Source organism: Microcystis aeruginosa FD4 (assembly GCF_009792235.1).
Taxonomy (GTDB): domain Bacteria; phylum Cyanobacteriota; class Cyanobacteriia; order Cyanobacteriales; family Microcystaceae; genus Microcystis; species Microcystis viridis.
Genome location: NZ_CP046973.1, coordinates 481,849 through 507,217, shown reverse-complemented (window position 1 = coordinate 507,217; position 25,369 = coordinate 481,849). Strand labels below are relative to the sequence as shown.

21 protein-coding genes and 1 pseudogene are annotated in these 25,369 nt (G+C 40.7%); 10 read left to right on the top strand and 12 right to left on the bottom strand.

Annotated elements, in window-relative coordinates; all coding sequences use genetic code 11:
• Positions 1-1,194 (bottom strand): NAD(P)/FAD-dependent oxidoreductase, encoded by a 1,194-nt coding sequence (locus GQR42_RS02545; protein ID WP_158198783.1) that lies wholly within the window; start codon positions 1,192-1,194, stop codon positions 1-3.
• A gap of 407 nt (positions 1,195-1,601) precedes the next feature.
• Here GQR42_RS02545 and GQR42_RS02540 point away from each other — a divergent pair, with 407 nt between their 5' ends.
• Together GQR42_RS02540 and GQR42_RS02535 are read left to right on the top strand one after the other, a co-directional pair.
• Positions 1,602-2,243 carry a Uma2 family endonuclease gene (locus GQR42_RS02540; RefSeq protein ID WP_158198782.1) on the top strand — a complete coding sequence of 214 codons (642 nt, stop codon included), beginning with the start codon at positions 1,602-1,604 and terminating at the stop codon, positions 2,241-2,243.
• A gap of 24 nt (positions 2,244-2,267) precedes the next feature.
• The gene (locus tag GQR42_RS02535) at positions 2,268-2,909 is read left to right on the top strand and encodes a Uma2 family endonuclease (protein WP_158198781.1); all 642 of its coding nucleotides are present in this window, start codon (positions 2,268-2,270) and stop codon (positions 2,907-2,909) included.
• Here the strand turns inward: GQR42_RS02535 and recN are convergent.
• From recN to GQR42_RS02510, 5 genes are all read right to left on the bottom strand, one after another.
• The gene (gene recN / locus GQR42_RS02530) at positions 2,886-4,640 is read right to left on the bottom strand and encodes a DNA repair protein RecN (protein ID WP_158198780.1); all 1,755 of its coding nucleotides are present in this window, start codon (positions 4,638-4,640) and stop codon (positions 2,886-2,888) included. The two genes, GQR42_RS02535 and recN, sit on opposite strands and share 24 nt — an antisense overlap.
• 186 nt (positions 4,641-4,826) lie before the next feature.
• The gene (rppA, locus tag GQR42_RS02525) at positions 4,827-5,507 is read right to left on the bottom strand and encodes a two-component system response regulator RppA (protein ID WP_158198779.1); all 681 of its coding nucleotides are present in this window, start codon (positions 5,505-5,507) and stop codon (positions 4,827-4,829) included.
• Positions 5,508-5,640: 133 nt separating this feature from the next.
• A complete protein-coding gene (locus GQR42_RS02520; protein ID WP_158198778.1) occupies positions 5,641-6,699 on the bottom strand; it encodes a DUF2157 domain-containing protein in 1,059 nt (352 codons plus the stop codon).
• Positions 6,700-7,320: 621 nt separating this feature from the next.
• A complete protein-coding gene (locus GQR42_RS02515; protein WP_158198777.1) occupies positions 7,321-8,253 on the bottom strand; it encodes an FkbM family methyltransferase in 933 nt (310 codons plus the stop codon).
• A gap of 471 nt (positions 8,254-8,724) precedes the next feature.
• The gene (locus GQR42_RS02510) at positions 8,725-9,573 is read right to left on the bottom strand and encodes an IS630-like element ISMae21 family transposase (RefSeq protein WP_002793034.1); all 849 of its coding nucleotides are present in this window, start codon (positions 9,571-9,573) and stop codon (positions 8,725-8,727) included.
• Between the two features lie 463 nt (positions 9,574-10,036).
• Between GQR42_RS02510 and GQR42_RS02505 the strand changes: the two genes are divergently transcribed.
• Both GQR42_RS02505 and GQR42_RS02500 read left to right on the top strand, forming a co-directional pair.
• The gene (locus GQR42_RS02505) at positions 10,037-10,915 is read left to right on the top strand and encodes a phytanoyl-CoA dioxygenase family protein (protein WP_158198776.1); all 879 of its coding nucleotides are present in this window, start codon (positions 10,037-10,039) and stop codon (positions 10,913-10,915) included.
• An 11-nt stretch (positions 10,916-10,926) separates the two neighbouring features.
• Entirely contained in the window at positions 10,927-11,952 is a 1,026-nt protein-coding gene (locus GQR42_RS02500; protein WP_158198775.1) for a Gfo/Idh/MocA family oxidoreductase, read from the top strand.
• Between the two features lie 1,194 nt (positions 11,953-13,146).
• Here GQR42_RS02500 and GQR42_RS02495 read toward each other — a convergent pair.
• Positions 13,147-13,803: a PEP-CTERM sorting domain-containing protein gene (locus GQR42_RS02495; protein ID WP_233271236.1), complete on the bottom strand. Its 657-nt coding sequence runs from the start codon at positions 13,801-13,803 to the stop codon at positions 13,147-13,149.
• 158 nt (positions 13,804-13,961) lie between these two features.
• On the opposite strand from GQR42_RS02495, the gene GQR42_RS02490 reads away from it, so the two are divergent.
• Together GQR42_RS02490 and GQR42_RS02485 are read left to right on the top strand one after the other, a co-directional pair.
• Entirely contained in the window at positions 13,962-14,402 is a 441-nt protein-coding gene (locus GQR42_RS02490; protein WP_158198774.1) for a Fur family transcriptional regulator, read from the top strand.
• A 58-nt stretch (positions 14,403-14,460) separates the two neighbouring features.
• The gene (locus tag GQR42_RS02485; protein WP_158198773.1) at positions 14,461-16,107 is read left to right on the top strand and encodes a DUF3685 domain-containing protein; all 1,647 of its coding nucleotides are present in this window, start codon (positions 14,461-14,463) and stop codon (positions 16,105-16,107) included.
• Between the two features lie 102 nt (positions 16,108-16,209).
• On the opposite strand, the gene lysS is transcribed toward GQR42_RS02485, so the two are convergent.
• From lysS to GQR42_RS02470, 3 genes are all read right to left on the bottom strand, one after another.
• Positions 16,210-17,931 (bottom strand): lysine--tRNA ligase, encoded by a 1,722-nt coding sequence (lysS, locus tag GQR42_RS02480; RefSeq protein ID WP_158198772.1) that lies wholly within the window; start codon positions 17,929-17,931, stop codon positions 16,210-16,212.
• 148 nt (positions 17,932-18,079) lie between these two features.
• Positions 18,080-18,649 carry a TIGR04376 family protein gene (locus tag GQR42_RS02475; protein WP_158198771.1) on the bottom strand — a complete coding sequence of 190 codons (570 nt, stop codon included), beginning with the start codon at positions 18,647-18,649 and terminating at the stop codon, positions 18,080-18,082.
• 24 nt (positions 18,650-18,673) lie between these two features.
• Positions 18,674-18,820, bottom strand: coding sequence for a hypothetical protein (locus GQR42_RS02470; RefSeq protein ID WP_158198770.1), 147 nt, complete (start codon positions 18,818-18,820; stop codon positions 18,674-18,676).
• A 254-nt stretch (positions 18,821-19,074) separates the two neighbouring features.
• Here GQR42_RS02470 and GQR42_RS02465 point away from each other — a divergent pair, with 254 nt between their 5' ends.
• The 4 genes from GQR42_RS02465 (at position 19,075) to GQR42_RS02450 (ending at position 22,960) form a co-directional block, all read left to right on the top strand.
• Positions 19,075-19,989, top strand: a complete 915-nt coding sequence (locus GQR42_RS02465) for an alpha/beta fold hydrolase (protein WP_158198769.1) — start codon at positions 19,075-19,077, stop codon at positions 19,987-19,989.
• Positions 19,990-20,023: 34 nt separating this feature from the next.
• Positions 20,024-21,244, top strand: a complete 1,221-nt coding sequence (gene ispG, locus GQR42_RS02460; RefSeq protein WP_158198768.1) for a (E)-4-hydroxy-3-methylbut-2-enyl-diphosphate synthase — start codon at positions 20,024-20,026, stop codon at positions 21,242-21,244.
• A 309-nt stretch (positions 21,245-21,553) separates the two neighbouring features.
• A complete protein-coding gene (hisC, locus tag GQR42_RS02455; RefSeq protein ID WP_158198767.1) occupies positions 21,554-22,600 on the top strand; it encodes a histidinol-phosphate transaminase in 1,047 nt (348 codons plus the stop codon).
• A gap of 102 nt (positions 22,601-22,702) precedes the next feature.
• A complete protein-coding gene (locus GQR42_RS02450) occupies positions 22,703-22,960 on the top strand; it encodes a winged helix-turn-helix domain-containing protein (RefSeq protein WP_158198766.1) in 258 nt (85 codons plus the stop codon).
• A gap of 251 nt (positions 22,961-23,211) precedes the next feature.
• On the opposite strand, the gene truB is transcribed toward GQR42_RS02450, so the two are convergent.
• Together truB and tsaD are read right to left on the bottom strand one after the other, a co-directional pair.
• Positions 23,212-24,093: a tRNA pseudouridine(55) synthase TruB gene (gene truB, locus GQR42_RS02445; RefSeq protein ID WP_158198765.1), complete on the bottom strand. Its 882-nt coding sequence runs from the start codon at positions 24,091-24,093 to the stop codon at positions 23,212-23,214.
• Between the two features lie 79 nt (positions 24,094-24,172).
• A pseudogene (gene tsaD / locus GQR42_RS02440) lies at positions 24,173-25,238 on the bottom strand (tRNA (adenosine(37)-N6)-threonylcarbamoyltransferase complex transferase subunit TsaD).
• Positions 25,239-25,369: the final 131 nt, after the last annotated feature.

The following is a 25,369-nucleotide window of genomic DNA, read 5'->3' as shown; positions in this document are numbered from 1 at the left end:
TTAATGGCAATCATCAGTTAATTTCTCTCTTGACTTTTGTAAATTAGTAATTATCTCGTCATTTTCCCCCAGCAGATGACGCGCAAAACGTCGGGCCAAGGGGGGAGCCGATACAAGCGTACTGGTAAAACCAGAAAATACCTGCAATCCCACTTTATCAGCGATCGCTCCCACTAGGGGCCGTCCCGAGGGAGCAAAAGCCACTAGGCAATGATGACAGTTTCCTGGAAGGGAGGCTAAAGAGGGCAGCAATGTCCCCACGGCGGCGCGGATTGCTTTTTCCCCCGCCAGAGGGTTTAAAATCGCGCCTGGATCGGTGATAATGGTGCTAATTTGCCCTAGATAAAGGCTTTGGTCTTGGAATTGTACCGCCCCCGTTTCTAAAACACTGGCAATTATTTCTGGGGTTTCTCTCTGCCAAATGCCCTGCTTTTCTAGTTGGGTAATTTTTTGCTCTAATAGCAATCTAGCAGCAATTGCGGGCATAACTAGGGTGTTTAATTTGATCTCGCTGGGGGGAATTTTGATCACTTGAGCATGGGTGAAATAGACGGAAGCAGTAATACCGGATTTTTGCAGTAAAGACCGGGTTAACCCCCCCGCACAGACGATAGTTTCCCCGGCATAATAATTATTTTTAGGAGTTTTTACGCCGGTAATTCTCGATGCAGTTTCAATTAATTCGATAACAGCTTCCCGAATAATCGTGCCTCCCAGACGCAGAAAAGCTTGTTGATAGGCAAGATTAGTTTTTTCGGCGTTAATGTGACCGTGGGGTAGTCGTAAAACTCCGGAGATAGCTGCGGGATTTAATAGTGGTTCTAAAGCGATCGCCGCTTGCGGATCGAGAATTTCGGGAGTAATGGCAAAGATAGCAAATTTTTCGGCCACAGTGGCCAGATCATCTTCGGGGTTGACAGTGAGAATTAGCTCTAGGTCCCGGTATTCGTTATCTATGCCCAGTTCCTGCGATAAATTGCGCTGAATTTCTCGACCTTCTTGATATAATTTTCTCTGGATTTCTGTGGTGGCCGACCAATAGGCTAAACCCCCGTAACTGTAGAAAGTGGCGTTGAGGGGATGGGTTTCTTTTTCTAATAAGAGGACTCGACTGCCTAGGTTAGCTAGTTCATAGCTTAAGGCGGAACCGGTGATACCACCACCGATAATTATATAATCATAAGTTGTGGTCATAATTGGGCTAATTTTTACTCAATTAATCTATTCTAAGTCAGTGGTTCTAATTAAATTGAAGATAGATTTTGCCTTTGATACCCCCTTAATCCACCCTTAATAAGGGGGGTGTCTGACAGTTTTTAACACCTACCTATCTATCATTATACTTGCTCAGTCCTAGCGCATCTCATATTTGAGACGTTCTCTCACTTATGATGAGCAGCAGAAGTTATTCAAAGAGGGCGAAGGCAATTCGCCCCTACAATAAATATATTATTGCGCCAATGGTAGGGGCGCACTGCGTGCGCCCAAAATGTCATCTAGATATTTCGACCAAATTGAGATGTACCCCTCGGTCTCTAGTTTCTAATTTGAGCAATAGTTGCTATAATTACAGAAAAAGTTCAAAGCGGGATAGGATAACTATGCAACAGCTAGAAACTAGGGGGATAACTGACTCATGGATTAAAGCTAGTTGGGAAGAATACCTAGCAGCAATTAACAACTTCCCAGAAAATCAAGGAAAAAGTTATTATTACAATGGCTATTATCGATTAGAAATGACTCCTATTGGATTTGAACACGCTAGAGATCATCACGTTGTCTTTTTGGGGGTGAGTCTCTACTCTATCCTCAAAGAAATTCCTTTTCAAGGACTCCCTACTTGTTCCTATCGCAAAAGAGGAATTAGAGAAGTGCAGCCAGATATATCTTACTATCTAGGAGAGAAAGCGAATCTGATACCAAGTGGTACTTCGATTATTGATTTAAATCAGTATCCTCTACCAGATTTAGTCATTGAAATCTCAAAATCTACCCTCAATGATGACTTAGGCAATAAAAGATTACTCTATGAAGAATTAGGAGTGAGTGAATACTGGAGTGTTAAGGTAGATGCTCCCCAAATATTTGCTTTTGAAATAATCGATCGCGGTAGCAAAAGAATTGATATATCAAAGGTTTTACCTAATTTAAAACTCGCAGTTTTAGAATCAGCTTTACAACAGGCGCGCACCAGAGATCAAAGTCAGGTGGGACGTTGGTTAATCAGTCAATTTCAAGGTTAACCCCATAAAATCGAGGCTAAGATTATGCAACGGCTAAAAACTACTATCTCGACAGATTTATGGATTAAAGCTAGTTGGGAAGAATACTTAGAAGCAATTAAAAAATTCCCAGAAAATCAAGGAAAAAGTTATTATTACAATGGCTATTATCGATTAGAAATGACTCCTATTGGTAACGATCATGCCAGCGATCATGCTATTTTAATCTTCGCTGTTAGTCTCTATGCTACCCTAAAAAATCTGGCCTTTAATGCCAAAGATAATTGCAGTTTTCGCAAGTCGGGTTATCGAGAAGTTCAACCAGATATATCTTATTATTTTGCCGACAAAGCTAATCTGATTCCCTACGGTACTTCGATTATTGATTTAAATCAGTATCCTCCACCAGATTTAGTCATTGAAATATCAAAATCTACCCTCAATGATGACCTAGGCAATAAAAGATTACTCTATGAAGAATTAGGAGTGAGTGAATACTGGAGTGTTCAGGTAGATTATCCCCAAATATTCGCTTTTGAAATCATCGATCGAGGTAGCAAAAGAATTGATATATCAAAGGTTTTACCTAATTTAAAACTTGCGGTTTTAGAGTCAGCTTTACAACAGGCACGCACCAAGGATCAAAGTCAGGTGGGACGTTGGTTAATCAGCCAATTTCAAGGTTAAATCCTGCTGTTTTTTGGCAGCCGCTTTCTCCAATAAAGACTCGGCAAAAGCGATGGCAGCCGCTGCCGAATTTCCTCCCGTTAATTGTGCCAATTCTTCCCTTCTCGTCTGACGATTATCGAGAGAAGTAACCCGGACAACCGTGCGAATTTCCGAGAGATTAGTGGAATTATCTTCGGCAATCATTTGTTTATAAACGCGAAAATGGTGATCAGCTAAAGCAGCCACTAAGGGTTGATGAGTAACGCATAAAACCTGATATTGTTGACCTAATTGATCTAATTTATCGGCAATTGCTTGAGCAACTTTTCCCGATACTCCCGCATCGATTTCGTCAAAAATTAGGGTTGCCGCTGCCGATTGGGATTGGGAAAAACAGGACTTTAACGCTAGGAGAAAACGACTCATTTCTCCTCCGGAAGCGGTACTGGATAAAGGTTGGATTTTTTCCCCCGGATTGGGACTAAAATAAAATACCACTTGATCGACTCCTAGACTGCTAGGATTACCCGGAGCAATCCGACAGACAAAAATCACCTTTTCCATGGCTAAAGGTTTTAATTCCTGTACCAATTGTTTTTCTAGTTGACTAGCGGTTTCTTGTCGCAAAAAGGTCAACTGGGTGCTAGTTTCTCGATAGATTTTTTCCTGTTGCTGACAAATTTTTTCTAATTCCTCAATCGATTGTCCTTCTCCTGTCAACTCCGCTAATTCCTGCTGTAATTTCTGATAATAATCGATCGCTTCGGCTAAACTTGGGCCATACTTGCGACAAATGCGCTTAAGTTGGACAATTCTCTCTTCTATCTCGTTCAATCTCTCGGGATCTGCCTCTAGACTATCCCCATAAACGTTGATTTCCTGTCCCGCTTCCACCACCTGATTTAATGCCGATCGCACCATCTCTAAAATTGGCTCTAAACTGCTATCATAAATCATCATATTTGTCAAGATATTTTCAGCTTTTCCTAACAAATCAGCGACAGCGGGTTGATCGCGATCGTTTTGGTAGAGGAGTTGATAGACTTGATAGCTGGAATTTTGCAAATCGACACCGTGGGAGAGTCGGTTTCTTTCCTGTTCCAACTGTTCCAACTCGTTAGCGTCAGTTAAATTAGCTGATTCTAGTTCTTTTAGTTGATATTCTAGTAAATCTAACCTCTGTAGGCGATTTTGTTCCGATTGCAACCTATTATTTAAACTATTCTTGCTTTCTTGCCAGTTAAGGTAGGCTGTCGCTACTTTTTCCCGCTGCCGCAGCAGCGATTCACCCCCGTAGAGATCTAATAATTCCCTCTGTCGATTAGCGTCCATTAACTGAACTGTTTGACCTTGAGCGGTGATTTCTACCAAAAAATCTCTTATTTGCGCCATTTGTTGGCGATTAGCGATAACTCCGTTAATCCGAGAACGAGAACGCAAGGAATTATTAGTAATCACTAATTCCCTGCTGATTGTCAGAGTATTATCGTCTAATAGGTCAATTTCCTGACTTTCTAGCCAAGCAATTAATTCTGGAGTCAGAGAAAAAGTCGCTTCTAGGGTTGATTGTTGGCTGCCCTGACGGATGACGCGATGATTGACTTTACCACCGAGAACAATATCGATCGCATCTAATATAATCGATTTTCCTGCCCCCGTCTCACCGGTCAGTACATTTAATCCGTTCCCGAAAGTTAATTCTAAGCGATCGATGAGGGTAAAATTTTCAATTTGTAGGCAGGATAACATATATCGGTAATCAGTAATCAGTAATCAGTAATCAGTAATCAGTAATCAGTAATCAGTTGCTAAGTAGGTAGGCGTTAAAAATTATCAGACACCCCCTTATCAAGGGGGGCAGGGGGGATCGAACCTAAAATCCATTTTTAATTTCATTATAACCAGCTACTTATTCTCATTATCTTTCAGCATTCCCTAATTTTCCCCGAAACGGTAGCCTTTCCCATAGACAGTATTAATTAGAGATGTTTCCCCGGCCGCTTCGATTTTACGACGCAGCAAGCGCATCAGGGCAGGAACCACATTACTATTAGGTTGCTCTCCTTCTGACCAGAGATGCTGATAAATTTGTTCATGGGTGAGAAGTTGCCCCGGATGGGTCATAAATAAAGTCAATAATTGTACTTCTTTTGCTGATAAACTAATCGTGCGACCGTGACGATAGGCTACTTGATTTTCGCTATCGAGTTCTAAATCAGCACATTTTAATTTACTGCTATTACTAGCTTCAAAGTTGGGAGAACGACGCAATAAAGCGCGGACTCTCGCTAATAATTCTCGCAGTTGAAAGGGTTTGACTAAATAATCATCAGCACCGGCATCTAATCCCGCCACTCGATCGTCTATGGTATCCTTAGCGGTTAGAAATAAAACGGGAGTGGTGTCCCCTTGATTGCGTAAATATTGACAGATTTGTAATCCGGATTGCTGGGGTAACATCCAATCGAGAATTAAGAGGTCATAATTATTCTCTCGTGCCAATTCTAAACCCGTCCGACCATTATTGGCAATATCAACGTCATAGCCTTCTTGAGCAAGAATTTGTTCTAAGGGTTCGGTTAATTCTTTTTCATCGTCAACGATAAGTATTCGCATAGAAGGAAGATTATCAGTTATCAGTTATCAGTTATCAGATGTGAGTTATCAGTGATCAGTGATCATATATGAGTTTTCAGTTCACTGTTTACTGATTACTGTTTACTGATCACTGAAAAACCATTTCTCCTAATTATCTATCTTTGGGTAATAAATTGCGCCATTCGAGAGGGATATAACTTTCGATAAATCTAGCCAGGGTTGGGTAATGACGCTGATACAAAACTCCCATATAGATAATAGCAAGTCCTAGGACGGTTAGGGCAAAGGGAAAGAAAATTGAATCGGCAAAGAGACGATAGGAGAGATAGGAAAGATAGGCAAATACTCCAATACCTCCAAAAACCACAAATAATCTTCTTTTTAGCAGGACTGATAATAACATCAATCCCAAGTTAGTTAGACAGTACAAAAATCGTTGCGCTTCATTATCCTCGATGAGAAGAGATAGACTAAACCAAAACATAATCAATCCGAATAGGTATAGCCAAAAAGCAAAATCTCCCCGACTGCGACGCTGACGTACATCAATTAAATAGGCCGTTATTAAACAGGCAATTCCAAACCAAAAGGATACCCACAGTCGCAGTCTCCATGTATATTCGTTCTCTCCAAATAGTAAAGAGGTTAAGTCCATTGACATATACCACAGACTAAAAGCGATCGGTGCAGTTAAAAAGGAAAATTTAACAAATCTTAAAGTTATTAATCCTGCGATAATCGTGCCTAATTCCATTAAAAACCAACTACCTTTAATCCATATATGGAAATCTCGATAGATGCCCGGATATCCAGCTTGCCAGTATCCTGTCCAGCGTTGTAAACCGTAGATTGCTAAGGGAGTCATTGCCACTGCCATAGTGAATAAAAGGCCGCCGGGGATTTTGAGGTTTTGCTGAAAATAGAGATTTTTTCCCGTAAAAATAAAACAAATTGCATAAAACAGGGCGATAAAAAATAGGCCCGCACCGCCGAAACTCTCCCAAGCTTCGTTCATAAACCACCCCAGAGCAGAGATAACAATTAATGCCCCAAAATAATAGGCTACATTAGCGAAATTAAAGCGAGGACGATTAACTTCATCTTCTTGGGGATAACGGGATAAAAAAGCTGTCCATAAATTTTCAGCTTGGCTGGCAGTAATTAGGTTTTGTTGTACCGCCCAATCAAAATCTTCTCTTTCTAGTCTCATAATATTCTCTAGTCCTTAAGCTAAGATATATTTTAACCGCCCATCCCTTTACTGTTGCCTGTTGCCTGATCTCAAAAGCTTATCCTAATGATAAGGGAATAGGGAATAGGCGCGAATGTCAAATCCTGTAATAAAACTTAATATTTGCCAATATAAATATCCGATCTCGACGACATTTATTATAGTCATTTCAATTAAAATTGAGAATATCAATGCCAGAGTTCCTAAGAGTTTCATCGGTCTAGAGTGCATCAGATTTATCTGAAATGACTATAACATTTCATTACCTTATCAATCCAGTGTACAAAGCTGATTTCTTGACACGGACAAGCTGGAAGATAGGGCAGTTTATCAACTGGCTTTTCTGCCAATTTCTTGGGGATTTCTCCCAATTTTAAGATCAGATAAACGATTAATGAAGTATAGATTTGTCCCCCATGCTCGTCAGACTTTGATCTAAAACAAATCTCAGCCATAAAAGAGACTTGACAATTTTTGAGAATGAATTTGCCCTAAAACTCAACACCTTTTTTAACATTCAACACTTGGGGAGAATTGGTATAACAAATCTACAAAATCACCGAGTACAGCTATAGGAATCGCTACATACAGCTTAGACTCTCATAATACCTTAGATATTGCGTTTATTATTGACATCTTCTCCTGAGGAACAAGCAGATAATTATACCCGAAGTTTTCTGTACTAATTTTATCAACAGGAACTAATCCCTCATTGGTCATTAAGAAGCACAAATAATTGACCGTTTCTGAAACTGTGTTGTGGATATTTCTTGCTTGTTTTCTCCCACCACTTTCATAAATAATAATAGGGTGATCTCTTTGAATAACTTGTTTAGCTCCTTGAATCGCATTCATCTCTGCTCCCTCAATATCTATTTTTATTAAATCAACTTGAGGAATGTTATTTTTGCTTACAAATGTATCAACTTTTAACGACTCAACATTAATTAATTCTGAAGACTCTTGGGATTTTGATACCTTTATTCTGGAAAGGGTTGGCATCGAAAAACCATGTTTTTTAACCAGTAACTCGACCGAGCCATCATAATTATTGATGGCTGCACAAATAGGGTATATATTTGAAGTTTTATTAAGCTGAATATTCTCTTTTAGTCGTGAAAAAACTAGGGGTAGCGGTTCAAAGGAATAAATTTTTATTGTTTCATCCGTATTGTTAAGAGCAGCGAATAACGAATAAAACCCTATATTAGCTCCAATATCTAGAAAAACTTTACAATGCTTAAGCAATTGTTCAAATACTGTAATTGTTTCTGTTTCGAAACCATATATTCCTTTAAAAAAACATAGTGAAGCGATCCGATCATTTCCTTCAGTTTTCATTAACAATAATTTTCCATTGGACAGTTTATTTTCTACTATTCCCTTAATGGGTATTGTTTTCAAAGAATTATCAGATATTTTCCCTAAAATTTTTGCTGGCAGTAATTTTAAAACTTTTTGAGGTGTAAAAGGATATTTAGTCTGTAATATCTTGTTCAGAGCTTTTTTGAAAAAATTAGAAATTTTACTCATAATTATCTAGGCTCTCCTGTACTTCCTGTTAAGTTTGATTAATTGGTTGCTGATACATTTCATCTGACTAACTCAAGTAAGGTCATTATTCTATCACTAAGAGCGTAACGAATTGACACGATGAAATTCTAAGTAGAGGGCCAAAAGCTTGAAAAGTGAGCGTAAGTAGGGTTTCATGAGAAATAGAGGCGATTCTAAAATCCTATCAACCAGTGTAGCGCATTAAAGCAAGCCCTTCCACTCCATCTGGGATGGCATGGTGCCAGAATCCCGTTAATCTGAACCTCGTTAAACCCCATCCACAGGAAAACCCGTAGTTTTGCTTTTTCGGCTACGATCCTTGCAGAGCAATACTTTTGGGGCTTAGTGACTTGCTCGTGAAATTCCAGTTCTCTAGCTGGTTGCGGTTCATTTCTGTTCTCGAAAATTTTCGCATTGCCAAGTATAGTTATTTCAAATAAGAACGAGACACTAGGCGACACAATAAGTACGAATAATTTCATCAAGGGGTGTCCCCACAGGAGCATACATTCTTGCCCTCTTTAATGCACTAAAATCATGTTCGATATCATTTAAATCAGGAGAGTATTTTGGCAAAAACACTACCTGATGACCTGCTTCTTCTACCAGTTGTTTAATGACTGTCTTCCGATGAATTGGTGCATTATCCATAATTAATACTGATGTTATGGTTAGAGAGGGCAATAAATATAAAGATAACCACCCTTCAAAACCTTCGGCATTCAGGCTTCTCGTAAATACCATCGGGGCAATAAAGTCTTTTTTTCCCTTTCTTCTCCCGGCGACAAGGTTTTCTCTTTTTCCTCGTTTTCCTTGTCTATCTCCCAATACTTTCTTCCCTTTTTTTGACCAGGCATAAAGGCAGGCTTGAAATTCTTCAAACCCTGACTCATCAATGAATACAAGGCTTTCACTTCCATATGTTTTAATCAATTCTCTCAGCACTCTGTAGTATTTCATTCTTTCTTCTCGGTTTCTTTCTCTATAACGAAGTTCCTTCTTTTTTCTGGTAATTTTCATTTTTTTTAAGGCATAGCAAATGGCACTTGGTCTCACTCCAAACTTCTCGGCTCTGTCTCTTAATCTTGCCTCGGGATTTTCTTGGACATCTTTTGACAGTGCTTTCCAGTCCAGCTTTCTCTGACGGTGTTTTACCTTTGTTGCTTCCAGTTTTTCCCTACCTAGCCATCTATATATCGTCGCTCTTCCTATATTAAATAGAGCGGCGGCTTTGGTTATGCTTCCCCCATTCTCTACATAATCGATTACTTTTTTTCTCAAGTCTAGGCTATAAGACATTTTTCTATATGGGTTGCTCGTTTCTCTTTATTTTACCTTATTTTTCCCTCGTCTCACACTTATTTGAAATGACTATAATTCATTGACATACTCCCACCGTCAAGCTACGCTGTGACGGTGGGAGTATATCAAACAACAGGGTTTTGGCCAATCCGCAGCAAAAATAAATTCAGAACGATTTTGCGCCGTTTCAGCGATCATAAAATTGTTAAGAATTGTACAACCCTCTTGTTATAAGGCTTTTTATGTCATGAAACCTTAAAATGAGAATTGCTGGCCAATCCGACCTTGATTTGCAAAATTTGACAGACTGTGCTAAAGTGCTAAAGTACATTAGACATGACTATAGCGTTTCTGATTCACAAGAGGCACATTCCCGATCCTGAACAGCTTAATCAGCAAAGGTTTAAGTGTGCCGCACGGATGCGAGAACCACTATGTTATTAATTAAAAAGTTAAAATTATGAGTCCCTTTGAAGCATTAGTAGAAAAAGGTTTTTTCTTAAATAGCTTATCTTATTCACCAAAACTTATTGAAGAATGGAATATGTTACTAAGCCCTCTTTTTATTGTTCAAGAGGATAAGGGTAGAGCCTATGTAAAAGCCAATGTACTTTTTGAGCTTGGCATTCTAGATAAAATTTTTAATGAGCAAATACAATCTCTACTTTGTCATTTAATGCCAGATGCTATCTTTTATCATTGTCATGCTTATGAGATTAAGGCCTCCCAAGCGCAATCACATATTCATTGGGGAGAAAATCTCGGTTGGCATAGAGATGAAGAATGTGCTTTTGAATATAATCCTAAGGGAGCCAACCACATCAGCATGTTTATTTATCTAACAGATGTGGATGAAGAAAATGGCCCATTTGAAATTAGATTGGCATCGCCATTCTCATATTTTAAACCGAAAGAAAAAACCTTGAAAGTTATAGACAAGGCTGGAGCCGTTTTCTTTTTTAATCGATTTTTCTGGCATCGAGCTTGTCCAAATTATAGTTCTAGTCGACGACGAGTTATTAAATTTTCTTTCCAGCCTCGTGGGTTGAACAATGGTCGCATAAATTTAACTGAATTTGTAGAGTTGCGAAAACTTGCTGCCCCCAAGAATGTTTTTTTAGAATATTTAGCTAATCCAGATCACCCAGCTAAATCTCTACAAGAAATAATCAGTCAGCCATCCTTGTGCGAACCGTATCCGAGTGTAATAATCCCATCTTTCAACTCTTCTATGGATCTGGGGTTAAAATATTTACTTAAACATAATTGGAAACTACTTAAGCAAAAATTGAAAAAAAACTCTCTTGAAACCGAATTATTACCTAGCAAAAACTATTAACAAATTGAGCTATGTATTCTACTTTAATCATCGGATCGGGAAATCGGATCAAAACTAACTATCTACCAGCTTTAAGCTGTGTTAAGGAGCATTTTGAAATTACTGGAGTTCACTCAAGAACAGAAGCTAAACGAAATGCGGTTGCTCAAAAGTGGGGAATTCCTAGTATAGAGAAATTAGAGCAAGTAGATTTTTCCAAAGTAGATTTAGTGATCTTGTCTATTACCTTAAAAAACAATAAACAAGTTTTACAAAAATTAGCTCCATATTCTTCTAATTTAATTTTAATTATCGATACTCCCGTTTTGCCTTTAAATGATTTGGATGCTGTTAAAGTATTAAATAAATTTAAAAAAGTAATTGTCACGGAAGATTTTATGAATTTTCCACAATTTGATTTAATGCGAGAATTTGTCAAAAAAGGATTTTTAGGTAAACTACAAAAAATTTTTTTAGAGCAGTCGGGATATAGATATCATGGATTGGCTTTAATTCGCTCATTCTCGAACTTTGAAAAAATTGTTTATTCTCAAATAGTATCTTCAAGTCAACAAGATGTAAACATAAATTATAAGTTTAAAAATGGATTACTTGGTTGTGTTAAAGAACCTTATAAGCGATTAGATGGTGCGATAACTCTAGTAGGGGATCAAGGTATTTTAGCAACGGAAGAAAAAAGGATTGAAAATGGCTTATCTTTATATAGATTGAAAGAAATTTGGGAACAAGAAAATTTTCAAGGTTTTAAAATTGAAGGAGAAAATGTAAATTTATCAAGCCAAGTCCGATTCTATGATAGCATAAAAAGTATGCCTAATAATGAGAATAATTCGCATTTTAACGTTTTAAAAACTTGTGGATTAATTCAAGTCTTCCAGTCTTTATTAGAACTGAATACTCATAGCAAATATACCGTTTTAGATGGATTATACGATAACATCATATCCTCTTTAGCAAGAAAATACAATCAATTTTGGGATTTTTCTGGCCTAAGCTTTAGATTAAAACTATATTTAAGCCAAATGCCTTATCGTTAGGAGCTTGTGCGAGGGCAATAAAACTGCCCCTTGGACATGGGATGAAAAAAGTATAGTTTGATATATTTTTTATTGATATATACGCTTTAAAACCCTCAACCGGTTGCAGGTTTTCTCCCCTAAGAGAATTTGTCCGAAAGCCCATATTTACCTAGAGTTTCCTGAAAAAGTTTGTTGGTGGGGGCAGGGTGCGGGGTTTTAAGCTAAGACGCATTTTATCTCTCTTGTGTCAATCTGGGAGGAGAATTAATTTTTAAAGGTCTAAGACCTTTGCCTGAAGGGGATTCGTTCCTTATTTCCGATGCCATTAAAGGACTTCAGCCTTTGCTATCCGGAAACGCCTCCGAGAGTGACATAAAAGAGATAAGACCTATTCAAAATGCTTCTAAAAAGTCTTCAAATCTCAAAAACTGGGAAACTATACAAGTCACATCTGTCTCCCGATACTAACCGATTCGACTGACTTTAAATAGAGCTTACAAGCTTTTTTGCTCAACCCTAGTTAATCAGTCCTCAAAAAATAAGTAAAAATTATAAATTTAAGATAAAAAATTAAAATATTTAAATACTTTAGGCGATTAGTTAAATGTAACAAGTAAGTTACAAGGAGAGTGTTTTTTCCGAATTTGCCAAAATTTGGCTGAAAATCGGGGTTGCCTACATTTACTAATATGTTATGATCGTGGTATGCTGTGGGCTTAGTTTAAGCGTTAAGTCTCAAATCAACGGAAAACCGAGACAATCAGGGGACTACATTGATCCTCTTGCCCAAAAAAAGCCCATAAGGATAACATTTTTTTTTGTAGCAATTTTTAAAGTTTTGTAAAGGCTATTGACTTAGAACCAGAATTGTGTAATGTGGATCGAGAAATAGTCTTGAGTATTGACAAAAAAACCCTTACCTCTGGGTAAGGGAGCTAGGGGGTTAGGGACTTGCGTGGGAATAATATCCCAGCTTTGAAAATCACTCTGTAGAAGAATCAGACCAGCCAGATGGCATATTATCAAAGCGCAAGTCCCTTATTGGAAGGGGTTCTCGAAGGCTCTCCCCCTACTTAGGGTGATCAGCAAACCCCCTCCGCGCGGAGGGCGCAAGCTTTGCGCCCCGACAGTAACAGATTTTGTCCACAATGTAGGGGCGAACTGCGTTCGCCCAAAAGGTACATTATCAAAGCGCAAGTCCCTTAGGTCAAATCAATTCCGCTTAAGGTACTTCAGTCCAGCGCCTAAGCCTCCTAGCACCAGCAAACTCAGCACAGTTGACGGTTCGGGAACAGATGTCGGTGGCGGTGCCATCGGTCCGGGAGCCGAAAAGTTAGAAATCGTCACACTACCCCGTCCGGAACTGTTGTCCGCAGTGACAATAACGAAACCGAAGCTGTCGCCAGCTAGGACGTTAAACGTCGATGTCCCGCTCTGAGTTCTACCTCCAGAAGGATTGAGTGGGATAGTCCCTACCCCGTTGACGAGGACAATGAAAGGGTCACAGAAACCATTAGGAAGATTGCTACATAAACTATCCACCAAAGCATCCTGAGTCGAATAGTCCCAATCAAACGTCACCGTCCCAGCCGCAGCCGCAGTGGTGGTGTAGTCTGTGGTTCCAGAACTGCCAGAACCATTGTCCCCCCCAGTCAGGCTAATGGACGCGGGAGCGCCGGTGGTATCGACGAACCCGTCGGCATTACTATTGGTCAATGTCCAATTAATGGGAGCGTAGGCATCTTGGAAACCGAACACTGTTGCGGCACTAGCACTAGAAGCAGCGGCTAGAGTGAGGCTAACAGTAGTGACAGTCATTGCGGTCATAGACCGCAATGACTCGAATAATTTTGGCGATTTGGTGGCCATGGCCTTGGAAATAAATTAATGTACCCCCTAAGTCTACAGACGACCAAAATATTTTTCAAGAGGATTGGCTAAAAACTGGGGCAATGTGGACATCGATCGAAAGACTAAGCTAAACTGGTAATGAGTATGTATTAGGGCGGAGGTCAAGGGAAACAACTATGGACAATGTGGAGGTAAAACAAAAACCGATCCGCTGTTTAGAAGATGCGATCGAAAGGTGTCAAACTTTAGGAATGCGGGTTAGTCGTCAGCGTCGCTATATTTTAGAATTGCTGTGGCAAGCGCAGGAACACCTATCAGCGCGAGAAATTTATGATCGTCTCAATCTGCAAGGAAAAAACATCGGTCATACCTCAGTGTACCAAAACCTAGAGGCTCTATCGGGTCAAGGCATTATCGAATCTGTGGAACGCTGGGACGGCAGACTCTACGGGAACATCAGCGATTCCCACAGTCACGTCAATTGTCTGGACAGCCAAGAAATCATCGATGTGCATATCCAACTTCCCCCGGAATTAATTAAACAGATCGAGGCATCGACGGGGGTAAAAATTACCGATTATCGCATCGATTTCTATGGCTATAAACAAAACAAATGAGCCGGATCACTGTATAATTGACCCTGTGAATAGTATCCGTTGACAGGCTGCAACTCTTGTGATCGATCGCCCTCTCACCCTAATTATCATCGATAATGACCCGATTTTTCGCTTGGGTCTGGTGCAGGCCTTATCGCAGATAGAAAATATTACTATCGTCACCGAAGGGGATTTAGAAACAATTTTCGCCTTGACTCTTAATCCGTCCCCCGAAATTATCCTTATCGATCCTCTTTTTGATTGGTCTTACTGTGAAATTCTCCACTCTCGCTACCCCGAAAGTAAAATTGTTTTATTAACCTTTCCTCTCGATTCCCGACAGCAACTAATCGCCAGAGAATTAGGAATCGCCGGTTATATTCCCAAAGGCACAAACCTAGAGCAATTTATCACTATTTTAGGGCAAATTTCCCGGGATGAATCCCACGATGTTGTCCCTTCTCCTCTCACCATTGCTACCCGTGCAAGTTTAGCTCCTAGTCATTGGTTAATCACTGCGGGCAAAACGGGATTAAATCGCATCGAAAGTGAATTACATTTAATTGATCTCCACCTCAATCAACAGTCTTTATCCGGCTTTGATCGCTTTTACTGGCAGGGGAGAAAACGAGAACTTTTAGCGGCTCTATGGCTAGTGAGAAAACTAATTCCCCTCGAAGGTAGCTATTACAATTCAGCTTCAGCGACACCCCCGGTAATAATTAACAATATCGATCGAGAATTACCAATTTTAAGCCGCGAGCGTCCCCTCTGTGTTTCGGCGGTTTTTGAATCGACTTTAGCAGTTATTCGATCGCCTTTAATTAATAGAACCAAGATTAGTTTTGAAATTGATGTTTTACAGGATAATCGGCAACGGGAATTATTGTATTTAGTTCTCGATGAAATTCGTAAAAATGTCGATGAGATGAGATATTTACAGATTAGTAGCGGGGAATTAACCAGTCGCTTAAATCTGATTATTTACGATATCTGGGAGAAAGTTACCCGTAAATTTTTAGAAATTAATGCCTCGGTTTATGAGGAAATTAGTAAAAGTAGGCTTAACGAAATTATTTTGGAAGAAAGAGAGGCAATTCAAACAGAAATCCTCAATAAAATTCCTTTTACTCTTGACTTATTTTCCTATTTATTGTACGAAAATAGTTTAACTATTGACGGAGTAGAATACCGGGCTAATGCTCCTGAAACCATCGCCAGAGCCGAAATTCTCCTGCAAAATATCATTCATAATCTTGCCAATGCAGTGACAGTAATTATTCTCAATAACTTCTCGGAATACGAAAGAGTTAAACAAAAACTTTACCGTTCAGAATTTCTCATCGCCAGAAAATTAGCTAAAATCCGCAATGAATTATCTTGGAAATACCGACGGCAACAATATTGGCAAGAACCTAAAGATATCTTTGAAAGTCAATATCAATTATTTCACTATAGCGAGGGACAAATCAAATCTCTAGCCATTTATTCCCCCCGACAGGAAGAATTAAATAGTTTAACAGGTATAGCTTGGTTAGTTTCGATCGCCTTAGAATTAAGAGACTCTTTATCTCCGCGTTTACGCGCTTTTTTTCGGGTGGTGGGTAAGGGAGTAGTCTATATTCTTATCCAAGTTATCGGTCGCGGTATTGGGTTAGTAATTCGCGGGGTTTTACAGGGAGTCGGTAACACTTGGCAGGAAGTCAAAGGTAAAAAGGAATTATGAATTATGAATTATGAATTATGAATTATGAATTATGAATTATGACTGATAACTGATAACTGATAACTGATAACTGATAACTGATAACTGAAGTGACCCTAACTTTTACAATTCCTTATCAAAACTGTATTTATCGCGAATCTGTCCAACAAAAAACTGTCCTTTCGATGGTGCAGACTGAAAGTCTTTATATACTGCCAAAGGTAGATCATGATAAAGATAGATACCACCGTGATTAAATTCTACTTTCAGAATTTTTTTGTCCTCATCGTAGTCAAAAGATTTAATCGCTGTACTTTGACTTTTTAATAAGGGGAAAGCAATCACATCGCGAATACTGGCAGAATCGGTTAATAACATGATCAGGCGATCGATGCCAATTCCTAAGCCTCCCGTGGGGGGCATTCCGTATTCTAAAGCGGTTAAAAAGTCCTCATCAACTCCCTGCGCTTCCAAATCTCCAGCCGCTTTTTTGAGTGCCTGTGCTTCCAATCTTTGCCGTTGGTCGATGGGATCGGTTAACTCAGAAAAACTATTAGCCAATTCCCGTCCAACCACATATAATTCAAATCTTTCTACGAGGTCAGTTTTTGAGCGATGGGGTTTAGCTAAGGGCGAAATTTCCACGGGGAAATCTAGCACAAAAGTGGGCTGTATTAGGGTTTCTTCGACTTTTTGTTCAAAAGCTTCATTTAAGAGCTTACCGATGGTTTTACAGTCCTCTGGAACGCCAATGCCGGCATTTTCTGCGGCAATACGAGCCGAATCGAAATCATCAAAACTATTCAAGTCAACCCCAGTTATTTCTTGGACTAATTCGTGCATAGTCACTCGTCGCCAAGGGGGAGTTAGGTTAATTTCCCTGTCTTGATAGGTGATTTTTAGCGTACCTAAAACATCTTGTGCGGCATTAACAATAATGTTTTCGGTTAACTCCATCATGTCATAATAATCAGCGTAGGCCTGATAGATTTCGATGGAAGTAAACTCGGGGTTGTGTTTAGTAGAAACACCCTCATTGCGAAAAATTCTGCCTAACTCGAAGACTTTTTCAAAACCACCGACTATCAATCTTTTTAGATGTAATTCGGTGGCAATGCGGAGATATAACTCCATCTCCAGCGTATTATGATAGGTGATAAACGGTCTAGCATCGGCTCCTCCCGCTTCACTTTGTAGCACGGGAGTTTCAATTTCAATAAAACCTTCTTGGTCTAAATATTTGCGAATAGCGGCGGTAATTTGGGCGCGACGGCGAAAAGTTTGTCGCACTTCAGGATTAACAATTAAATCCACATATCTTTGTCGATAACGCTTTTCTACATCGGTTAAACCGTGCCATTTATCCGGGAGAGGTAAAAGGGATTTGGTGAGAATTTCGTACTGGTTTACATAGATAGATAATTCGCCGCGTTCTGTGCGTTTAATCGTCCCTTTTGCCCCTAAAATATCGCCTGTATCGGTTAATTTAATCACCGTGTTAAAGGCATTCGGCACGGCGACCATGGTTTCACTAATGCGTTTTTTATCGAGGTATAATTGAATCGTTCCCGTTTCATCTTGCAGGTTAAAAAAGGCTAGTTTACCCATAATTCTTCGGGCAATAATCCGACCAGCAATTGCTACTTCGGTGCTAATTTCTTCCCCGGGTGCTAAGTCAGCGTACTGCTCTTGTAATTTTTGAGCGTGAGCGGTAGATTTCCACTGGTAAGCGTAGGGATTTAAGCCAGCTTTTTGCAATCCTGCCACTTTTTCTAAACGAGCAGCCCGGATTTCTTCGAGGGTAGAGGAGGGTTGATTTTCAGGATTTTGTGCTTGAGATGCCATCGTTTTCTAAGAGGAACAATTCTGGGGAATTTTTAGGTTTTGGGTTTTGGGGATTTCAGTGATCAGTTATCAGTGATCAGTTATCAGTGATCAGTTATCAGATGTGAGTTATCAGTTTACTGTTTACTGTTCACTGTTCACTGAAAAATTATCGTCCCATTTCTCGCTTTAATTTTTTCAATTCTTCTTCCATTTCCCATTCTTTAAATTTTAGATCGAGATTATCGTAGTTCGAGCGCTGATAGTCCGATTCTTGGGGTTGATCCCAAAAAGTGGTTTCCCAGTCACGGGACTGATTTTTAGGGGCTTTTTCGGCTTTAATTTGCACTTCTTGACGACGTTGTTGGACTTGTTGCAGTAACTCTTGGGATTGACTCAGACGTTTTTTCACTCCTTCCATCCGTCCCCAAAGTTGATTACCCTGACGAAATAGGGCCGCCTCGCGTTCACTGGCAGCCTTAGCCAAGTCCTGCCGTCCAGCGGCCTTAGCCTTATCAATTCTAGCGTGCCAAGTTTGGATATCTTGGGCAGTGGCCAAAATTTGCTGTTCGAGACGTTGACGCTCATTTTCTAGGGCGCTAATCAGTTTAGCAGTATCGCGCTCCTGTTCGCGCAGTTGTTCCACCAGCGCCTGTAATTCTAATTGGGGATGACTTTTGAGAAATTCTTCCAGTTGGGTTTCAAGAAAGCGACTGACATCATCAAATAGATTGCCCATCTGTGCAGTATCCTAAATTTGCAATTAAAGTCTAGGAGCGATTTTAATCCCCCTCTTTTTAGCATAGGCTAGATCAACCCTAGATTTAAATAGGGGCTGCTGAAAAAGTTTTTCGGTGGGGGTAGGGTGTGGGGTGTGGGGTGTGGGGTGTAGGGTTTTACCGATTTTCATCTGCTCAATTACCTAATTTTCAGGGAAAAAGTCCCGGAATTTTCCCCCTGAACACTCCCAGACGAGGCACTTTTGGATTTCAAAAAGGTCTAAAAGTCTTATCCAACAAGGTTTTTAGATTTATTCAGCAAGCTCTAAATATATTTGGGAAAAGTAGTACAAAAATGTTATTCGGTTGTGGGTTAGGGACGGGGAAACCCGTATAATAAAACTAGAGTAATATTTCCTGAAAACCTCTTAATTGTTTGACTTAAGTGACAACTTCACCAGCTTGGACAGAACGCATCGGTTATCAACGGGATTGGGTGTGGCGCGGTTGGCAAATTCGTTATAGTTTTATGCCGGCAAAAAAAACCCAAGATGCCGATAATCCCCCTTTAATTTTACTGCATGGATTTGGAGCGGCGATCGAACATTGGCGCCATAATATTCCTATTCTCAGCCAAAATCATCGAGTTTACGCGGTAGATTTATTAGGTTTCGGTGGTTCGCGCAAAGTGCAGGTTCCCTATACCGTTAATCTCTGGGTGGAACAGATACACGATTTCTGGCAAACTTTTATTAATAGACCAGTGGTATTAGTGGGAAATTCGATCGGTTCTTTAGTTAGTATGGCCCTAGCGGGTAAATACCCAGAAATGGTAGCAGGATTAGTTATGCTCAGTTTACCCGATGTCAGCCGTCGGCGGGAAATGATCGCCAATTGGTTATTAAATATCGTCACTCCCATCGAAAAATTTTTCACTTCTCCTTGGCTATTAAAACCGATTTTTTACTATCTGCGTCGTCCGCAAGTCTTGAAAAAATGGACAGGAATCGCCTACGAAGACAAGAAAGCAGTCAGCGACGAATTAGTACAAATTATCGCCGCCCCAACCCTAGATGAGGGGGCAGCCGAGGCCTTTATTTCCCTAGCACAAGCTGTTAATCATCCCGAATATTGTCCACCAGCAAAGTTAATTTTACCACGCTTAGAAATCCCGATTTTATTGTGTTGGGGCAAGCAAGATCGGATGGTTCCCGTCCAGTTAGCCCAGGGTTTTGTCTCCCTTAATCCTAGGATTAAATATATAGAATTTGAACGGGCCGGTCATTGTTTACAGGATGAATGTCCCGACCGTTTTAATCCAATTTTATTAGAGTGGCTAGAATCCGTTCCTGTTCTTTGAGAGAATAGGGAGAGTGATTGTTGGTGATAGTCCTATGCAAACCTTGGAATCGACGCTCAACCCCCCCGCAACTGCCTCCGAATTCGACACCACGATTCACCGGCGCAAAACCCGTCCCGTCCGGGTAGGTAGCGTTACCATCGGTGGTGGTCATCCCGTGGTCGTGCAGTCGATGATTAACGAGGATACCCTTGATATAGATGGTTCCGTGGCCGGTATCCGTCGCCTCCATGAAATCGGCTGTGAAATTGTCCGCGTCACCGTGCCGAGTCTGGCTCACGCTGCCGCTTTAGCTAAAATTAGGGAAAAACTGCTCGCCACCTATCAACCCGTGCCGTTAGTAGCCGATGTACATCACAACGGCATGAAAATCGCCCTAGAAGTGGCCAAGCACGTCGATAAAGTGCGGATTAACCCCGGTTTGTACGTTTTCGAGAAACCGAAAGCCGACCGCAGCGAGTATAGTCAAGCAGAATTTGATGAGATTGGCGAAAAAATAGCCGAAACACTGAAACCTTTAGTGATTTCCCTGCGAGATCAAGATAAAGCGATGCGAATCGGCGTTAACCACGGTTCTCTGGCCGAAAGAATGCTCTTTACCTACGGCGACACCCCCGAAGGAATGGTACAGTCGGCTTTAGAATTTATCCGCATCTGCGAATCCCTCGATTTTCGCAATCTGGTCATTTCCCTGAAAGCTTCCCGCGTGCCGGTTATGGTAGCCGCCTATCGTCTCATGGTTAAGCGCATGGACGAGTTAGGTATGGATTATCCCCTGCATTTGGGTGTTACTGAAGCAGGAGATGGGGAATACGGACGAATTAAATCCACTGCCGGGATTGCCACTCTCTTAGCGGACGGTATTGGTGATACGATTCGCGTTTCTCTGACGGAAGCTCCCGAAAAGGAAATTCCCGTCTGTTACAGTATTCTCCAGGCCCTGGGACTGCGGAAAACCATGGTCGAATACGTTGCCTGTCCTTCCTGTGGTCGCACTCTTTTTAATTTAGAAGATGTCCTGCAGCAAGTGCGCGAGGCGACTAAACACCTGACCGGACTCGATATCGCCGTTATGGGTTGTATTGTCAACGGACCGGGAGAAATGGCCGACGCAGACTATGGTTATGTAGGGAAACAGGCCGGTTATATTGCCCTTTATCGCGGTCGCGAGGAAATTAAACGCGTCCCCGAAAGTGAAGGTGTAAGCGAGTTGATTAATTTAATTAAAGCCGATGGCCGTTGGGTAGAACCTTAATTAGGGTTTGCTGAAAAGTTTTTCCTGGTGGCAGGGTGTGGGGTGTGGGGTGTGGGGTGTGGGGTTTTACCCATTTTCAGGGAGTCAATTACCTAATTTTTAGGGAAAAAGTCCCTGAATTTTCCCCCCAATCACTCCAATCGCTGGCACTTTTTGATTTCAAAAAAGCCTAAAGATATTATCCAACAAGGTTTTTAGATTTATTCAGCCAACCTTAATTAGTTTTACCGGTAGGGGTTGACATCTATTCAACCCCTGATAATCAGCTATAATAAAAAGCTTGCTAGAAATTGCCGCCCCAGAGAGTTCATGCTACCCACACGCGATTGTGTTCGTCAAACCCCCGCCTACACTCCGGGAGAACAGCCCCAAACTGCGGGATTTACCAAACTTAACACCAACGAGAATCCCTATCCCCCACCGGCGGAAATTTTTGCCCACCTGCAAGAGCAATTAGAGAAAGTCCGACTCTATCCCGATCCTATCTCAAAAGAGTTACGGCAAACGGCGGCGGAATTATACGGCATAACAGCTGATCAGATAATCGCAGGTAATGGCTCCGATGATATCCTTAATATCGCCCTGCGAACTTTTGTTAACCCTGGCGAAAGCGTCGCTTTTTTGGATTTAACCTATTCCCTTTACGAGACAATTGCCCGGGTACACGGGGCAAATATTATCGAATTTACCACTAATGATCAATTTGAATTAGCAGGGCCGATTATTTGTCCGGAAGCGAAATTAATTTTTCTCGCTTCTCCTAATCCTCCCCTAGGTAAACATCTTAAGCGCGACTATTTAGAAGCAACCTGTGCTAATGCGTCGGGATTGGTATTAATTGATGAAGCTTATGTGGATTTTAGTGATGACAATCATCTCGATTTTCTCTCCCGTTACGATAATGTCATCATTAGTCGCACCATGTCGAAAAGTTATAGTTTAGCGGGGTTAAGAGTCGGTTTCGGTTTTGCTTCGAGGGCAATTATCGAACAGATGGATAAGGTGCGTGATTCCTATAATTTAGATCGCATCGCTCAAACTTTAGCCACAGCAGCTTTAAAACACCATAATTATTTTGAGGAAGTTTGGCAAAAAGTCTGTCAAACCCGCAGCCGTTTAATTACTTCTTTGCGCGAGTTGGGATTTATTGTTTTTGACTCGGAAGCTAATTTTATCCTCGCTTCTCCCCCCCAGATTAGCGCCAGTGAATTATATAATCAACTCAAAGAGCGTCAGATATTAGTGCGATACTTTAAACATCCTCGCATTCAGAATTATGTGCGGATTTCCATCGGCACTGATGGGGAGATTGATCGCCTTTTATCTGCTATTCAAGAGATTATGGGAACAAATTAATCTCTATTTTCGTCGAGTTTTTATTAACACTTTAAACCCTGATAACTTCTTGAAAAAAAAGGCTAGATCGATCGGAACAAAGCAGCGACAAACAAGGGTCTAATGGCCTGTTGTTTCTCCCGATTACTAGCCTTGGCTATTAAGATTATTAGTCCCACAAAAGGATTAAATACTAGCGCACAAATTTTTGAACTTATGCAAGTTTATCCCCAAGGAATCACAGTTCAAGAATTGAGCCAACGCTTAAATCGTCCCGTTTCTATGCTCAATCTTTGTCTAAAATCTTTGGTCGCTTCTAAAAAAATCGTGGCCAAAAAAAATCATAATCAGTGGGTTTATACTGTTAATAAAAAAGCTTAGTTTGTCCGAATAAGCATACTTAAGATATAGAAAAAGTGTTTATTAAGTACCCAGAGAGAATCAATTATACATATTTTTCCCTTTCCTGTTCCCTCTTTCCGGAGGGCGAATGCAATTCGCCCCTACAATAGGGCGAATGCAATTCGTCCCTACAATAATATTATTGCGCCAATGGTAGGGGCGCAGTGCCTGCGCCCAAAATGTAATATATTAGATATTTCTCCAAAATTGAGATCTACCCATTATTAACCCTATTGCTGAATAACTATTTTAGGCTGTAGGCAGTATTCATCTTCTATAACAACTATCTCACCAATGCCGAGAAATTGAGCCTCTAAAGACTCCACGGCAACCAGAGAACCGATGATAACATTTGTATCGGTGAGATTAATTTTTCTGCCGTGAAACCAATCGATAACTCTCTCTGGTGTGAAAGAAATCCAGTCTAGATGTGCCAAGGCAATGCGAGGCGAAATTAAACCCTCAGAATTAGCCATTAAAGCTTCGAGATTAATACTATCGGCTAATTGAAAACCACAGCTTTCCGTGCGAGTTAAACTGGCTAAAGTGCCACCCACAGCTAACACCTTGCCCAAATCTCTGGCTAGGGAACGAATATAAGTCCCCGATCCACAGTGAATATCTAGCTCTATTTGCGGAAATTCGCCCTCTAACCAGCCTAAAACCGTAATTTGGTCAATTTTGACCTGACGAGGCTCCACTGCGATTATTTCCCCTTTGCGAGCCAATTCGTAGAGACGGCGACCATCCTTGTGAATAGCACTATACATCGGCGGAATTTGGGCAATATTGCCAATAAATTCCGCTAAATGGGGCTTAACCGCCTCTAAAGTTAAATCGGGCCAGGGACAAGTGGCGATCGCTTTTCCCGTAATATCATCGGTATCGGTGCTGAGTCCTAACTGGATTTTTGCCCGATAAGCCTTATTTTCGGGTAAATAGGCCAGTAATCGGGTGGCAGCCCCGACGGCGATCGGTAAAACTCCCGTAGCCATAGGATCTAAAGTTCCGCCATGGCCGACTCGTTTTGTCTTAAGAATTTTTCGGACTTTGGCCACACAATCGTGAGAAGTCCAATCGGGGGGTTTATTGAGATTTAAAAAGCCAAACATTATAAATTATGAATTATGAATTATGAAGTGGGGTGGTGGGGTGATGGGGTGATGGGGAGAATAGATAAAAGCAATCTCCTCAATTCTGAATACTGATGGCTGAATCTGACGTATTATATAATTGCATAACTTCGCTTAAAGGTAAACGGGAACGAACACCGATAGAAAGGTCAGAAAAATGACCAAGATCATAATGATCAACGGCAGCGCGAGCAATCATAGCGGCGTTATCGGTACAGAGTTTAAGCGGCGGAAAATAGACGGTTAAATGATGATTTTTGGCGGCAGTTTCTAGATGATTTCTTAAGGCACTATTGGCCGCCACTCCTCCCCCGATCGCAATAGTTTTTAAGCCATAATCTAAGGCACAATTGATTGTCCGACGGGTTAAACTTCTGGCTACCGTATCTTGAAAACTAGCGGCTATATCAGCTACAGGTAAATTATCTGGCTCGAATTTCTCTACTAAGCGCAAAACAGCAGTTTTTAAACCGCTAAAACTGGAATCGTAGGCATGAAAACCACCGGTTGGTAAAGATATTTTACCTTCAGGAAAGGGAAAAGCTTGGGGATTACCATCTTTGGCCATGCGAATCGATGATCGGACCACCAGGATAACTTAAGTTTAATAATCGTGCCACTTTATCAAAAGCTTCTCCGGCTGCATCATCTCTAGTAGTTCCTAATTGTTGATATTTGCCGCAGGCCTGCACATGGATTAAACTGGTATGACCCCCAGAGACTAAAAGAGATAAAAAGGGGGGTTTAAGATCAGATTCAGCCAGATAGGAAGCATAGATATGACCTTCGAGATGATGAATGCCGATAAAGGGTTTATCGTGGACAATAGCCAGGGTTTTGGCCGCCGTCATTCCCACCATTAAAGCACCGACTAAACCGGGAGCAACTGTGGCGGCTATTCCATCAATTTCCGACCAAGTTAACCCCGTTTCTTGCCAAGCTTTTTCTAGACAAAAATTAATGGTTTCTAGGTGTTGTCGAGAGGCCATTTCTGGCACAACACCGCCATAGAGACGATGGAGATCAATTTGAGAAGAAACCACACTACTCAACACCAGATTATTGTTAACAATAGCCACGGCCGTTTCATCGCAACTGGTTTCGATCGCTAAGATAATTGTCATGAATTAATAAGTAATAGGACAAAATTAACTTCTTGGTTAGGATAGACAAAAGGCAAAAGGCAAAAGGCAAAAGGTAGTTAGATATGTGTAATTAATTTTGCTTAGGTACTTAATTAAAATTAAAGTTATCG